Raw genomic sequence first — 17,138 nt, 5'->3', positions numbered from 1 at the left:
TCCGAATCGGAAATCTCTGGCAGGTGGCGCTACCACGCTGCGCAGCGGAATTGATGAGTAGGAGAAAAATTCCCGCCATCGTGGAGATTCCGGGCGTTTCAATCCGCGAGTGTTGGTGACAAATACGGCAAGGCGGTTCAAAATATCCACCGCAAATCAACATCAAGCGTCGCTAATTACCCACATCGCCAAGAAGATTGACAGTGTCCAGTTCAGCTTGAGAGGGTGAAGTGGATCAACATTGCTGTCAAATTTCTGAATTGATTTGCTCCTGGTGTGGGGCGCGAGTGTTGACCGGGGTGTGGAGATGTCTGGATCGCGTGGTGGCCGTCGTGAGCTGATGGCCGGACAGCTTGGCTTATGGCATGCGCAGCAACTGAATCCGGATAGTCCGATCTATAACATGGGTGAATACATAGCGATTCACGGAAAGGTGGACACGAGTTTATTCGAGGCGGCCGCGCGAAGGGCCGTATTGGAAATCGACTGTTTGAGTCTGCGCTTTGAGGAGAATGCAGAAAAGGTTCCGCGGCAATACTTTGACCCGCGGAGCGATTGGCTTTTTCATGTGATCGACATGAGCGGTGAGGAAGACCCCGGTTCCAGCGCGGAGAGTTGGATGCGGGCGGACATGCGACGCCCAGTGGATCTCCAGGGCGGTGAACTCTTCACCCACGCCCTCTTCAAGGTGGATGAAGATCTCTTCTTCTGGTATCAGCGAATACACCACATCATCGCCGACGGACTCGCGGGACCCCGGATAGCATCCCGAGTGGCCGCGGTCTACACGGCACTGTTGGCCGGTGAATCCCTCACGGGCAGTGCGCTTCCCTCAAGTTCCGTGCTGATGGATGCCGACGCCGATTACCGGGCGTCCGCAGAGTTCGAACTGGACCGGCAGTACTGGACGGAGCGTCTCTCCGATCGCCCTCAAGCGGTCAGCTTGAGTGGCCGGGAACCTTCCACCACACCGTATGAACTGACACGGCACACGCTCCACATCCCGCCCGGCGCCGCTGCGGAACTCAGAAGCTCCGCACGTCGGCTGGGAACAAGCCTCTCGGGTCTGGCCGTAGCCGCGAGCGCTGCCTACCTGCATCGCGCGACGGGACAAGAGGACATCATTCTCGGGGTCCCCGTAATGGGCAGAAAAACTGCACTGCGGGACATCCCGGGAATGACGGCGAATATCGTTCCCCTGCGCCTCACGGTGCAGCCGAAGGCCACGGTGCAGGAACTCGTGAAGCAGGTGTCTCGCGGGGTGAGAGATGCCTTGCGGCATCAGCGATACCGTTACGAGGACATCCTCAGAGACCTTAAGCTCATAGGCCGCGACGGACTGTACCCCCTACTGGTCAATATCGTCTCCTTTGATTACGATCTGAGATTTGGTGACGCCCCGAGCAGTGCGCACGGGCTCGGCGGCATAAATTTCAATGACCTGTCGATTTCCGTGTACGACAGATCGTCCGACGGAAGCATGTCCGTCGTTGTCGACGCCAACCCGGATCTCTACAACCGGGCAGCAGTGCATGAGCATGCTGCGAAATTCCTTGACGTGATGAACTGGATGGCGCGTTCCGCTGCGGAGGAACGCGTACACCGGATCACGTTGATGAGCCGTTCCGAGCAGCGTCTGGTTCTCGAGGACTGGAACGACACCGCCCGGGAGGTGTCCGCGGCGACCCTGCCTGAGCTGTTCGAGGCCCAGGCTGCCCGCACTCCGGACGCGGTCGCGGTGGTCTTCGAGGGTGTCGAGGTGACCTATGCGGAGCTCAATGCGCGGGCCAGCCGTCTCGCCCGTCTGCTGATCGGCCGGGGCGTGGGACCCGAGTCGCTGGCCGCGGTGATGATGCACCGCTCGGTGGACCTGGTGGTTGCCCTGCTCGCGGTGCTGAAGGCCGGTGGGGCGTACGTACCCGTCGACCCGGACTACCCCGCCGAGCGGATCACGTACCTCCTCACGGACGCCCGGCCCCTCCTGGTGCTCACCAGCACGGACTTGGCCTCCCGGCTTACCGACAGCCACCCGCCCTACGTGGCCGTCGACGACCCCCGGACGATCGCCGCGCTGGAGGATTTCGACGACTCGGACCCCACGGACGCCGAGCGCCGTACCGCCCTGCTGCCCGCCCACCCCGCCTACGTCATCTACACCTCCGGGTCCACCGGACGGCCGAAGGGCGTGGCCGTACCTCATGCGGGTATCGTCAACTGGCTGACGTGGCTGCAGGGAACCTACAACTTGACCGCCTCGGAACGGGTGTTGCAGAAAACACCCTTCGGTTTCGACGTGTCGGTACGGGAGTTCTTCTGGCCGCTGCTCCAGGGCGCGACGCTGGTGGTCGCCAAGCCCTCGGGCCACCGCGACCCCGGGTACCTGGCCGAGTTGATCCAACGCGAACGTGTCACGATCGCGCACTTCGTCCCGTCCCTGCTGCAGGTCTTCCTCCGCGAACCGGCCGCCGCCGCGTCTACCGACCTGCGAGCCGTGTTCTGCAGCGGCGAAGCGCTCCCCAGCGACGTCGCCGGACAGTTGCGGAACGTACTGGACGTTCCGCTTCACAATCTCTACGGTCCCACCGAGGCGTCGGTCGAGGTCACCGCATGGACGTATGACAGCGACGCCAGCAGGAGCAGTGTCCCCATCGGCCGCCCGGTGTGGAACACCCAGGTCTATGTGCTGGACGCGGCGTTGCGGCCGGTGCCCGTGGGCGTCGCGGGTGAGTTGTACCTGGCCGGTGTCCAGCTGGCCCGTGGCTATCTCGACCGGCCGGGGCTGACGGCGGAGCGGTTCGTCGCCAACCCCTTCACTCCGGGTGAGCGGATGTACCGCACCGGCGACCTGGCCCGCTGGAACGCCGACGGGCAGGTCGAATACCTCGGGCGGACCGATGACCAGGTCAAGATTCGTGGCTTCCGTATCGAGCTGGGTGAGGTCGAGGCCGCGCTGACCGCGCACCCGTCCGTGGCTCAGTCGGTGGTGATGGTGCGTGAGGACCGCCCCGGGGACAAGCGCCTGGTCGGCTACCTCGTCCCGGCGAGCGGTCCGGAGGGCCTGGATATCGCCGTAGTACGCAGGCATCTGCAGGGCGTGCTGCCGGAGTACATGGTGCCGTCCGCGCTGGTGGTGCTGGATGTGCTGCCGTTGACGGTGAACGGCAAGCTGGACCGTAAGGCTCTGCCCGCTCCGGACTACCTGACGGCGGACCGCGGCCGGGGGCCGGCCACGGTGCAGGAGGAGCTCCTGTGCTCGGTGTTCGCCGAGGTTCTGGGCCTGCCCGTGGTCGGGGTGGAGGACAACTTCTTCGAGTTGGGCGGCCATTCGTTGCTGGCGACCCGGCTGGTGAGCCGTATCCGGTCGGTCTTCGGGGCGGAGGTGCCGATCCGGGCGCTGTTCGAGGCGTCCACTCCGGCCGCCCTGGCGGGCCGGTTGGCCTCGTCCGGTGCGAGGCGGCAGCCACTGGTGAGGGTGGAGCGGGCGGAGCGGCTGCCGGTCTCGTTCGCGCAGCAGCGGTTGTGGTTCCTGGGCGAGCTGGAGGGTCCGTCGGCGACTTACAACATTCCCGTGGCTGTGCGGTTGACCGGGTCGCTGGATGTCGAGGCGTTGCGGTTGGCGTTGGGTGATGTGGTGGGCCGGCACGAGGTGCTGCGGACGGTCTTCGCCACGGTGGACGGACAGCCCCATCAGCGCATCCTTTCGGCCGAAGAGGTCCCGGTGTCCCTTGCGGTCGAGAAGGTGACGGACCTTGAGTCGGCGATCAGCGAGGTTGCGGGTCATCGCTTCGATCTCGCGACCGAGATCCCGTTTCGGGCCTCGCTGTTCGAGGCCGGCCCTGATGACCATGTCCTGGTGATGGTGGTGCATCACATTGCCGGTGACGGGTGGTCCCTGGCCCCGCTGACCCGTGATCTGTCAGCTGCCTATACGGCCCGGTCCACCGGCCGGACGCCGGATTGGGCAACGTTGTCGGTGCAGTATGCCGACTACAGCCTGTGGCAGCGTCAACTGCTGGGCGAGGAGGCCGACGCGGCCAGTGTGCTGGCCCGGCAACTCGGCTACTGGCGCGAGGCACTGGCCGACCTGCCCCAGGAACTGACGCTGCCGTTCGACCGGCCACGCCCAACGATCTTCTCCCACCAGGGTGGAAGCGTAGAACTGAGCATCGACGCTCACCTCCACAGCGCCCTGATGGAGCTGGCCAGAGCACAGGGTGTGACGGTGTTCATGGTGGTGCAGGCGGCGTTGGCCGTCCTGCTGCACCGGCTCGGGGCCGGGGACGACATCCCGGTCGGCACCCCGATCGCCGGCCGCACCGACGAGGCACTGGACGACCTGGTGGGGTTCTTTGTCAACACCCTCGTCCTGCGCTCGGACCTGTCCGGGGATCCGACCTTCCTGCAACTGCTGGCCAGAACGCGGGAAGCGGACCTCGGCGCCTACACGCACCAGGATGTGCCGTTCGAGCGGCTGGTGGAGGACCTGGCCCCGGCCCGGTCGATGGCCCGCCATCCGCTGTTCCAGGTCATGCTCACCCTGCAGAACAACGTCCAGGCCCGTCTCGATCTGCCCGGGCTGAACGTCGAGGTACTGCCTGCCGGCGTTCTTCCCGCCAAGTTCGACCTGGACTTCCAGATCGCCGAGCAGATCACAGACGGCGGCACCCCGGCGGGCCTGACCGGACTGATCATCTACGCCACCGACCTGTTCGATCCCGCGAGTGCCGAAGCGATCGCACGTCGCTTCCTCATGGTCCTGGAGACAGTGATCGCGGATCCGTCGGTGCCGGTCAGCCGCATCGATGTCCTGGATACCGCGGAGCGCGAGCGGATCCTGTCCGGGTGGAACGACACCACACACGAAGTTCCGCGGGCCACGCTGGCCGACCTGTTCGAAGCCCAGGTCACGCGCACCCCCGACGCGATCGCGGTGGTCTTCGACGGCACCGAGGTGACCTACGCGGAGCTGAACGCGCGGGCCAACCGGCTGGCCCGCGTCCTCGTGGACAGGGGCGCCCGGCCGGAAGAACGTGTGGCGGTGATGATGGACCGCTCCACCGACCTCGTCGTCGCACTCCTCGCAGTGGTCAAGACCGGAGCAGCGTACGTCCCGATCGACCCGGCCTACCCTGCCGACCGCATCACCTACATGCTCAACGACGCCCAGGCCACAGTGCTGGTCACACACCAGGCCATGACAGGCGCAGCGGATGACGGTGTGACACGCATCGTGACTGATGCCCCGGACACCACGGCGGCCCTGTCCACCATGGCCGGGGAGAACCTCACGCACCACGAGCGAGGAGCGGCACTCCTGCCCGCCCACCCCGCCTATGTGATCTACACCTCCGGCTCCACGGGTCGCCCCAAGGGCGTCGTCGTGAGCCACGCAGCAGTCTCCCACTACCTCGACTGGGCAATCAGCGCGTACCCCGGGCTGAGCGGTCGGACCGTGCTGCACTCGTCGGCTGCGTTCGACCTGACCGTCACACCGTTGTACGGCACGCTGATCTCGGGCGGCGCCCTGCACATCGCGGACATCCAGGATGGGCTTCCCGCTGAACTGGCCCCCACCTTCCTGAAGGTGACGCCGAGCCACCTGGGCCTTCTGTCCGAGGAGCCCGCCGGATCCTTCCCCCGGGGAGACCTCGTCGTCGGCGGCGAAAGCCTTACAGGCGAGCAGCTCACACGGTGGCGGTCCGCGCACCACGACGTCCTGATCACGAACGAGTACGGTCCGACCGAGGCGGCCGTCGGGTGTGTCACCTTCACCATCCGTCCCGGGGACCCGGATGTACTGGGTGGTGTCCCCATCGGCCATTCAGTTCCGAACACGAGAGCCTTCGTGCTGGACGCAGCCTTGCGGCCGGTACCGCCAGGGGTGGCGGGTGAGTTGTACCTGGCCGGTGTTCAGCTGGCGCGGGGGTATCTGGGCCGGCCGGGGTTGACGGCGGAGCGGTTCGTCGCCAACCCCTACGGCGGGTCGGGTGGGCGGATGTACCGCACCGGCGATCTGGCCCGGTGGAACGTCGACGGGCAGTTGGAGTATCTCGGGCGGACCGATGACCAGGTGAAGATCCGGGGTTTCCGTATCGAGCTGGGTGAGGTCGAGGCCGCGTTGACCGCGCACTCGTCCGTGGCTCAGTCGGCGGTGGTGGTGCGTGAGGACCGTCCCGGTGACAAGCGCCTGGTCGGCTACCTCGTCCCCGCCGGTGGCAACGGCGGCAGCCACGACAGTACGGAGCTTGCCGCGCTGAGCGCTCGTCTTGGCGAGGTGTTGCCGGAGTACATGGTGCCGTCGGCGCTGGTGGTGCTGGATGTGCTGCCGTTGACGGTGAACGGCAAGCTGGACCGCAGGGCTCTGCCCGCTCCGGACTACCAGGCAGCCGACAGCGGCCGGGGGCCGGCCACGGTGGAGGAAGAAGTCCTGTGCTCGGTGTTTGCCGAGGTTCTGGGCCTGCCCGTGGTCGGGGTGGAGGACAACTTCTTCGAGTTGGGCGGCCATTCGTTGCTGGCGACCCGGCTGGTGAGCCGTATCCGGTCGGTCTTCGGGGCGGAGGTGCCCATCCGGGCGCTGTTCGAGGCGCCGACCGTGGCTGGACTCGCGCGGCGGCTGGCGGATTCGGGTGCGGTACGTCCCGCGCTGGTGGCTGTGGCACGGCCCAAGGTGGTGCCGTTGTCGTTCGCGCAGCAGCGGTTGTGGTTCCTGGGTGAGTTGGAGGGCCCGTCGGCGACTTACAACATTCCCGTAGCTGTGCGACTGTCCGGGCCGCTGGATGTCGAGGCGTTGCGGTTGGCGTTGGGTGATGTGGTGGGTCGGCACGAGGTGCTGCGGACGGTGTTCGCCACGGTGGACGGACAGCCCTATCAGCGCATCTTTTCGGCCGAAGAGGCCTCGGTGTCCCTTGCGGTCGAGCAGGTGACGGCGCTTGAGTCGGCGGTCAACGAGGTCGCGGGTCATCGCTTCGATCTCGCCACCGAGATCCCGTTTCGGGCCCGGCTGTTCGAGACCGGTCCTGATGACCATGTCCTGGTGATGGTGGTTCATCACATTGCCGGTGATGGGTGGTCGATGGGGCCGTTGGCGCGGGATGTGTCGGTCGCGTACACGGCCCGTACTGCCGGGCGGGCCCCCGACTGGGAGTCGTTGGCGGTGCAGTACGCGGACTACACGTTGTGGCAGCGTGAGTTGCTCGGTGAGGAGAGCGGCCCGGACAGCTTGCTGAACGAGCAACTGGGGTATTGGCGCGGGGCGTTGGACGGGGTGCCGCAGGAGCTGGTGTTGCCGTTCGACCGGCCGCGTCCGGCGGTGGCCTCGCACCGCGGCGGCCGGGTGGAGGTCCGTGTTCCGGCCCAGGTGCATGCCCAAGTGGCCGGGTTGGCCCGTGCCCGGGGTGTGACGGTGTTCATGGTGCTTCAGGCGGCGCTGGCAGTGCTGTTGTCCCGGGTGGGCGCGGGCCGTGACATTCCGTTGGGTACCCCGGTCGCCGGACGCACGGACGAGGCGATGGACGACCTGGTCGGGTTCTTCGTCAACACGCTGGTGATCCGCACCGATCTGTCGGGTGATCCCACGTTCGCCGACCTGCTGGAGCAGGTTCGGGAGAACGGGCTGGCGGCGTTCGCGCATCAGGATGTGCCCTTCGAGCGGCTGGTGGAGGACCTTGCCCCGGCCCGCTCGATGGCCCGTCACCCGCTGTTCCAGGTCATGCTCGCCCTGCACAACAACGCCCCGGCCGTTCTCGACCTGCCCGGCATCGACGCCACACCACTGCCCACCGGCGAACCGGCAGCCAAATTCGACCTGTCCTTCGCCCTGGCCGAGACCTTCCACGCCGACGCGGACACCAGCACCGGCACCAGCACCGGCACCAACACCGGCAGCGGTGATCGCCCGGCCGGTCTGCACGGCGGTATCGACTACGCCCTCGACCTGTTCGACCGCGAAACGGTGGAGACCCTGGCCGAACGGTTCCTCCGCGTCCTGGACACCGTCACCGTCAACCCCCACCAGCACATCGACTCGATCGAGGTACTGGACCCGGCGGAGCGGCAGCGGATCCTGGTCGAGTGGAACGACACCGCCCGGGAGGTGTCCGCGGCGACGCTGCCAGAGCTGTTCGAGGCCCAGGCTGCCCGCACTCCGGACACGATCGCGGTGGTGTTTGAGGGTGTCGAGGTGACCTATGCGGAGCTCAACGCGCGGGCCAACGGTCTCGCCCGCCTGCTGATCGACCGGGGTGTGGGACCCGAGTCGCTGGTCGCGGTGATGATGCACCGCTCGGTGGACCTAGTGGTCGCTCTTCTCGCGGTGGTGAAGGCCGGTGGGGCGTACGTACCTGTCGACCCGGACTATCCCGCCGAGCGGATCACGTACCTCCTCACCGACGCCCGGCCCCTTTTGGCGCTCACCAGCACGGATCTGGCCTCCCGGCTCACCGACAGCCACCCGCCGTACGTGGCCGTCGACGACCCCCGGACGATGGCCGCACTGGAGGATTTCGACGACTCGGACCCCACGGACGCCGAGCGCCGCACCACCCTGCTGCCCGCCCACCCCGCCTACGTCATCTACACCTCCGGATCCACCGGGCAGCCCAAGGGCGTGGCCGTCACTCACCAAGGGCTGCCGAGCCTGACTGTCGCGCAGGCGGAGGAGTTCGGGATCACGGCGGGTAGCCGGGTGTTGCAGTTCGCTTCGGCGAGTTTCGACGCGGCGGTCTGGGAGATGGTGATGGCCTTGTGTAACGGGGCCTGTCTCGTGTCGGCCGCGTCGCACGACCTGCTGCCGGGCCAGGCGCTCGTCGGCCTGGTCGCGGAGCGTTCGGTCACACACGCGCTCCTACCTCCCGCCGTACTGGCTCTCCTGGAACCGGGCAGCCTGCCGTCGATCACGACCCTCATCACCGGCGGCGAAGCCCTGAACCAGAACCTGGTTGCTGATTGGGCCGTCGGCCGTCGCCTCATCAACGCCTACGGGCCGACGGAATCCACCGTCTGCGCCACTACCACCGACCCCCTGTCCGCCGACGAACCCAGCACCCCGCCCATCGGCACACCCGTCCCCAATACCCGGGTCTACGTGCTGGACCCGGCTCTGCGGCCGGTTCCGCCGGGGGTGGCGGGGGAGTTGTACGTCTCCGGTGCGGGCCTGGCCCGTGGCTATCTCGACCGGCCGGGGCTGACCGCACAGCGGTTCGTGGCGAACCCGTTCTCCCCGGGTGAGCGGATGTACCGCACCGGCGACCTGGCCCGCTGGAACGCCGACGGGCAGGTCGAATACCTCGGGCGGACCGATGACCAGGTGAAGATCCGGGGTTTCCGTATCGAGCTGGGTGAGGTCGAGGCCGCGTTGACCGCGCACCCGGACGTGGCCCAGTCGGCGGTTGTGGTGCGTGAGGACCGCCCCGGGGACAAGCGCCTGGTCGGCTACCTCGTTCCCGCCACCGGTCACACGGACGGTGTCGACATCGTTGCCCTGCGCGCCCATCTCGGCGCGATGTTGCCGGAGTACATGGTGCCGTCCGCGCTGGTGGTGCTGGATGAGCTGCCGTTGACGGTGAACGGCAAGCTGGACCGCAGGGCTCTGCCCGCTCCGGACTACCAGGCGGCCGAGCGCGGCCGGGGGCCGGCCACGGTGCAGGAAGAGGTCCTGTGCTCGGTGCTCGCCGAGGTCCTGGACCTGCCCACGGTCGGCGTGGACGACAACTTCTTCGAACTGGGCGGCCACTCACTGCTCGCGGTCCGGGTGGTCGAGCTGCTGCGTGCCCGGGGGGTATCGGTTGACGTGCGGTCGTTGTTCGCGGCGCCCACGGCTGCCGGACTGGCTGCGTCGGACGGCGGCCGGGCCGAGGTGGCGGTGCCGGAGAACCGGATCCCGGACAACGCCCTGACCATTTCTCCCGACATGCTCCCCCTGGTGGATCTGACCCGCGGGGAGATCGACCGGATCGTCGCCCGGGTTCCCGGCGGAGCGGGCAACGTGGCGGATGTGTACCCGCTGGCTCCGCTGCAGGAAGGGATCCTCTTCCACCACCTGATGGGTGACTCCGGGCACGGGACCGATGTGTATGTGCTGCCGGTGCTGTTGGGGTTCGATTCCCGGCAACGGCTCGACGGGTTCGTGGACGCACTGCAGAAGGTCGTCGACCGGCACGACATCCTGCGGACCGCCGTCGTGTGGGAAGGACTGCGCGAACCGGTTCAAGTGGTAGTGCGCCGTGCCGCGATCCCGGTGGAAAGCGTCGACTTGCCCGAGGGGCCTGACGACAACGTGACCGGCCGGATGCTGGCCGCGTGTCCTGGATCGATGGACATCGGCCAGGCACCGCTGATCCGCGTGTACACGGCGACCGACCCGGTGACCGGTCAGTGGCTCGCACTCGTTCAGGCCCATCACCTGATCTCGGACCACACCACCCTGGACGTGCTGCTCCAGGAGGTGCGCTCGTTCGTCACGGGCCGCGAGGACACCCTGCCCGCTCCCTTGCCGTTCCGGAACTTCGTTGCCCAGGCCCGCCTGCGCGTGGCGCAGGAGGAACACGAGAGGTACTTCTCCACCCTCCTGGGGGACGTGACCGAGCCGACCGCGCCGTTCGGTCTGCTCGATGTCCGCGGCGACGGCACCGGTGTGGCGGAGTTCCGTCGCGTGATGGACGCGGAACTCGCGCAGCGACTGCGGGACCAGTCACGTCGGCTTGGCGTGAGCCCGGCCACGGTCCTGCACGTGGTGTGGGCACGGGTTCTGGCGGCCACCTCGGGCCGGGACGACGTCGTCTTCGGTACCGTCCTGTTCGGCCGTATGGCCGCGGGAAGCGGCGCCGACCGCGTCCTGGGCCTGTTCATCAACTCTCTGCCGGTACGGGTGCAGACGCACGGCGCGCAGGTGATGGACACGGTCCGGTCGGTGCAGAACCAACTGGCGGACCTGCTCGTCCACGAACACGCCCCCTTGAAACTCGCCCGCCAGGCCAGCGGCATCAAGGCGGACACCCCGCTGTTCACCTCCTTGTTCAACTACCGGCACTCCACGAGCGCTGAGTCAGAGACGAACAGCAGGCTTGACGGCATCGAGTTGCTGTACGACCAGGAGCGGACGAACTACCCGATCGGGCTGAGTGTCGACGACACCGGTGACGGTTTCACCCTCACCGTGCAGGTCGCCGAACCCGTCTCGGGTGCGTCACTGTGCGCCATGGTCCACACCGCCGCCGAAGGCGTCGTCACCGCCCTGGAAACAGCACCACACCAGCGGATCAGCACGGTGGACGTCCTCGATCCCGCGGAGCGGCACCGGGTCTTGGCCGAGTGGAACGATACCGCCCGCGACGTGCCTGCCGCGACGCTGCCGGGACTGTTCCAGGCTCAGGCCGCCCGCACCCCCGACGCGACCGCCCTCGTCTTCGAGGACGTGGAGCTGAGTTATACGGAACTCAATGCCCGCGCCAACCGCCTCGCCCGGCTGCTGATCGACCGTGGAGTGGGACCCGAGTCGCTGGTCGCAGTCATGTTGGTGCGCTCCATCGACCTGATCGTCGCTTCCCTCGCAGTGACCAAGGCAGGCGGCGCCTACCTGCCCATCGACCCCGACCACCCCGCCGACCGCATCACTTACACGCTCACCGACGCCGAGCCCTTCCTGGTGCTCACCAGCACGGATCTGGCCTCCCGGCTCACCGACAGCCACCCGCCGTACGTGGCCGTCGACGCCCCCCGGATCACGGCCGCACTGGAGGATTTCGACGACTCGGACCCCACGGACGCCGAGCGCCGTGCCGCCCTGCTCCCCGCCCACCCCGCGTATGTCATCTACACCTCCGGCTCCACCGGACGGCCGAAGGGTGTGGCCGTCACTCACCAAGGGCTGCCGAGCCTGGCTGCCGCGCAGGCGGAGGAGTTCGGGATCACGGCGGGTAGCCGGGTGTTGCAGTTCGCTTCGGCGAGTTTCGATGCGGCGGTCTGGGAGATGGTGATGGCCTTGTGCAACGGGGCCTGCCTGGTGTCCGCCGCGTCGCACGACCTGCTGCCGGGCCAGGCGCTCGTCGGCCTGGTCGCGGAGCATTCGGTCACACACGCCACCCTGCCCCCCGCCGCACTGGCTCTCCTGGAACCGGACAGCCTGCCGTCGATCACCACCCTCATCACCGCCGGCGAAGCCCTCAGCCAGAACCTGGTTGCCGATTGGGCCGACGGCCGTCGTCTCGTCAACGCCTACGGACCGACGGAATCCACCGTCTGCGCCACCACCACCGACCCCCTGTCCGCCGACGGCCACGACACCCCGCCCATCGGCACGCCCATAGCCAACACCCGGGTCTACGTCCTGGACCCGGCTCTGCGGCCGGTTCCGCCGGGGGTGGCGGGGGAGTTGTACCTCGCCGGCGCGAGCCTGGCCCGTGGCTATCTCGACCGGCCGGGGCTGACGGCGGAGCGGTTCGTGGCGAACCCCTTCACTCCGGGTGAGCGGATGTACCGCACCGGCGACCTGGCGAAATGGCGACCGGACGGTGCTCTGGACTTCCTGGGCCGTGTGGATGACCAGGTGAAGGTTCGGGGTTTCCGTATCGAGCTGGGTGAGGTCGAGGCCGCGTTGACCGCGCACCCGGACGTGGCTCAGTCGGCGGTTGTGGTGCGTGAGGACCGCCCCGGGGACAAGCGCCTGGTCGGCTACCTTGTCCCGGCGAGTGGTCCGGAGGGTCTGGATATCGCCGTAGTACGCAGGCATCTGCAGGGCGTGCTGCCGGAGTACATGGTGCCGTCCGCGCTGGTGGTGCTGGATGCGCTGCCGTTGACGGTGAACGGCAAGCTGGACCGCAGGGCTCTGCCCGCTCCGGACTACCAGGCGGCGGACCGTGGGCGGGGGCCGGCCACGGTGCAGGAGGAGCTCCTGTGCTCGGTGTTCGCCGAGGTCTTGGGCCTGCCCACGGTCGGCGTGGAGGACAACTTCTTCGAACTGGGCGGCCACTCACTGCTCGCGGTGCAGCTGACCAACAGGATCCGGACGGCTCTGGGAGTCGAAGTTGCGATGCGGGCGCTGTTCGAGGCGCCGACCGTGGCTGGACTCGCGCAGCGGCTGGCGGATTCGGGTGCGGTACGCCCCCCGCTGGTGGCTGTGGCACGGCCCGAGGCGGTGCCGTTGTCGTTCGCGCAGCAGCGGTTGTGGTTCCTGGGCGAGTTGGAGGGCCCGTCGGCGACTTACAACATTCCCGTGGCTCTGTGGTTGACCGGTGGCCTGGATGTTGAGGCGTTGCGGTTGGCGTTGGGTGATGTGGTGGGTCGGCACGAGGTGCTGCGGACGGTCTTCGCGTCCAATGAGGGCAGGCCGTATCAGCAGGTCCTTCCCTCGCCTGCCTCCTTTGATCTGCCGGTGGTCGAGGTGGACAAGGAGGATCTGGCGGGGGTGGTTGCCGAGCTGGCGGGTCATGCGTTCGACCTGGCCGCTGAGGTTCCGTTGCGGGCGTGGCTGCTGCGGGTGGGGCCGGGCGAGCATGTCCTGGTGATGGTGGTGCATCACATTGCTGGTGATGGGTGGTCGATGGGGCCGTTGGCGCGGGATGTGTCGGTCGCGTACACGGCCCGTGCTACCGGGCAGGCTCCCGACTGGGGTCCGTTGGCGGTGCAGTACGCGGACTACACGTTGTGGCAGCGTGAGTTGCTCGGTGAGGAGAGCGGCCCGGAAGGTCTGCTGAACGAGCAACTGGGGTATTGGCGCGGGGCTTTGGACGGGGTGCCGCAGGAGTTGGTGTTGCCGTTCGACCGGCCGCGTCCGGCGGTGGCTTCGCATCGGGGCGGCCGGGTGGAGGTTCGTGTGCCGGCTGAGGTGCATGCCCGGGTGGCCGGGTTGGCCCGTGCTCGGGGTGTGACGGTGTTCATGGTGCTTCAGGCGGCGCTGGCGGTGCTGTTGTCCCGGGTGGGCGCGGGCCGTGACATTCCGGTGGGTACTCCGGTGGCCGGGCGCACTGACGAGGCGATGGACGATCTGGTCGGGTTCTTCGTCAATACGCTGGTGATGCGTACCGATCTGTCGGGTGATCCCACGTTCGAAGGCTTGTTGGAGCAGGTTCGGGAGAGCGGGCTGGCGGCGTTCGCGCATCAGGACGTGCCCTTCGAGCGGCTGGTGGAGGACCTTGCCCCGGCCCGTTCGATGGCCCGTCACCCGCTGTTCCAGGTCATGCTCGCGCTGCACAACAACGCCCCGGCCGTTCTCGACCTGCCCGGCATCGACGCCACACCGCTGCCCACCGGCGAACCAGCAGCCAAATTCGACCTGTTCTTCAGCCTGAGCGAAACCTTCCACACCGACACCAGCACCAGCAGCGGCACCGACACCGACAGTGGTGATCGCCCGGCCGGTCTGCACGGCGGTATCGACTACGCCCTCGACCTGTTCGACCGCGAAACGGTGGAGACCCTGGCCGAACGGTTCGTCCGCGTCCTGGACACCGTCACCAGGGAACCGCACCAGCGGGTCAGCGGCGTGGAAGTGCTGTCGGCGGAGGAGCGGCACCGGGTTGTGGCGGAGTGGAACGACACCGTCCAGGATGTGCCTGGGGCGGCGCTGCCGCAGCTGTTCCAGGCCCGGGTCGCCAAGCATCCTGATGCGGTAGCGGTGGTCTTCGAGGGTGTCGCGGTGACTTATGCGGAGCTCGACGAGCGTGCGAACCGGCTTGCCCGGTTGCTGATTCGTCGCGGTATCGGTCCCGAGCGCATCGTCGGGCTGGCCGTGCCTCGCTCGGTGGACCTGGTCGTGGGTCTGCTGGCGGTGCTGAAGTCGGGCGCCGGTTACCTGCCGATCGATTCGGAGTACCCGGCCGAGCGGATCGCCTTCATGCTGGCCGATGCCGTCCCCTCTCTGACGCTGACCACCACAGAGGTCGCCGGGCGTATGGCCACCGGGCCCGTGCTGCTGCTGGACGACCCCCCGGTTGTCGCCGAACTCGGCGCACTGCCGACCGACGCTCCAGGCGATGAGGAGCGGACCGGTCCGCTGCTGCCGCAGCACCCCGCGTACCTGATCTACACCTCCGGCTCGACCGGGCGCCCCAAGGGTGTGGTGATGTCCTGCGGCGCGCTGGTCAACCTGATGTCCTGGCACGCTTCCGTCATCCCCGCCGAGGCCGGTTCGCGGGTCGCTCAGTTCACCGCGATCAGCTTCGACGTCTCCGCCCAGGAGATCCTCTCGGCTCTCCTGGACGGCAAGACGCTCGTGGTACCGGACGAAGAGATCCGGCGTAACCCGGAAGAGTTCGCGGCATGGCTGGGGGAGCAGAAGGCCACCGAGTTGTACGCCCCCAACTTGATGGTGGACGCTCTTGGTGAGGCCCTGGCGGAGCAGGGCACGGACCTGCCGTGGCTGCGTCATGTTTCCCAGGCCGGCGAGGCCCTTGTGCTCAGTGATCGGGTCCGTGACCTGTGCCGGGCGGTCGGGACGGTGCTGCACAACCACTACGGCCCGTCCGAGACCCATGTGGTCACCGCCCATACCCTCCCGGCGGACCGGGCGGCGTGGCCCGGGGGTGCCGCCCCGATCGGCCGTCCGGTGTGGAACACCCGGGTCTACGTCCTGGATCAGGCTCTGCAGCCGGTGCCGGTCGGTGTCGCGGGCGAGTTGTACGTCTCCGGCGCCCAACTGGCCCGCGGCTACCACGCCCGGCCGGGGCTGACCGCTCAGCGGTTCGTCGCCAACCCCTTCGCTCCGGGTGAGCGGATGTACCGCACCGGCGACCTGGCCCGCTGGAACGCCGAGGGACAACTGGACTATCTGGGCCGTACGGATGACCAGGTGAAGGTTCGTGGGTTCCGTATCGAGCTGGGTGAGGTCGAGGCCGCGCTGACCGGGCACCCGGACGTGGCCCAGGCGGCGGTGATGGTGCGTGAGGACCGCCCAGGGGACAAGCGCCTGGTCGGCTACCTCGTCCCCCACAGCGGCAACACCGGCAGTGACGGCGAAACCGCCGACGTCGACCTGGCCGCCCTGCGCGCCCATCTCGGCGCGATGCTGCCGGAGTACATGGTGCCGTCCGCGCTGGTGGTCCTGGAGAGTCTCCCGCTGACGGCGAACGGGAAACTGAATCGACGGGAACTCCCGGCGCCGGACCACACTGCGTCCGCGCCGAGCCCGGAGCCCTCCTCGGTCCAGGAGGAAATCCTGTGCAGAATCTTCGCCGAAGAACTGAATGTGCCTCGCATCGGCGTCGCGGACAACTTCTTCGAACGCGGTGGACATTCACTTCTGGCGGTCAAGCTGGTGCGTCGGATTCGTACGGTCATGGGCGTCGATGTCTCCCTCCAGATGCTGATGGAAGCACCCAGCGTCGCGGGACTCGCACCTCGGCTCAGTCTTCCCGAGACAAAGGAATCCCTTCGTACGCTTCTTCCCATCAGGACGCACGGGAGCCGGCCACCCCTCTTCTGTGTCCACCCACGATCCGGGTTGAGCTGGTGCTTCGCGCCTCTGGCCGCATTCGTACCGTCTGGCATCCCCTTGTACAGCCTGCAGGCGCGGGATGTCGACGGCGCGGGTGAGTTGCCGAGTTCCATCCGGGAAATGGCGGAAGAGTACGTAAAAGAGTTGCGCACCGTGCAACCGTCCGGTCCGTATCATCTGCTGGGGTGGTCAATGGGGGGCCGCGTGGCGCAGGAGATGGCTGTGCAACTGCAGGAAGACGGCCAGCAAGTGGCACTGGTCATCATGGGAGGCTACGCACCCGCCCCACTCGACACACTCGACTCGGACGAGACCGGCCGGGACGGTCATGAGAGTGCGTCGGACGTGCTCGACGAGGCGCCTTCTCTCCGTGATCTCGCCGGACTTCCCGACTACTTCCGCAGCGAGATTTCAGACGAAGAGGCCGAAGTGCGGGCGAGAATCATTGCAAACAATACCCGCATCTACGTTAATCATTATCCTCGCAGATTCCACGGCGATCTCCTCTTCATCTCGTCGGACGAACTCGAGGACGGTTGGGGCCGTGCCATGTGGCAGCCTTATGTTTCCGGTCGCATAAGTGAGTCACGGCTGCCTTGTTCTCACGACGAAATGGCGGATCCTCCCATGCTCTCGCTGCTGTGGAATTTCGTCGCTGATTGGCTGTCCACGGCAAAGAGTAGATAATCGTTCACCCGTGTACTTCTACCTT

The 17,138-nt window shown here is 67.3% G+C and carries 1 protein-coding gene; it reads left to right on the top strand.

The window, feature by feature from the left end; genetic code table 11:
* The first annotated feature begins 340 nt into the window (after positions 1 to 340).
* Positions 341 to 17,113, top strand: coding sequence for an amino acid adenylation domain-containing protein (locus tag ACFWXQ_RS03350; RefSeq protein WP_383939792.1), 16,773 nt, complete (start codon positions 341 to 343; stop codon positions 17,111 to 17,113).
* The last annotated feature ends 25 nt before the right edge of the window (positions 17,114 to 17,138 follow it).

It is taken from the genome of Streptomyces sp. NPDC058697, from assembly GCF_042715345.1.
Taxonomy (GTDB): Bacteria; Actinomycetota; Actinomycetes; order Streptomycetales; family Streptomycetaceae; genus Streptomyces; species Streptomyces liliifuscus.
Note: the sequence above shows the minus strand (reverse complement) of the source record. Positions and strands in the feature narration are given on the sequence as shown.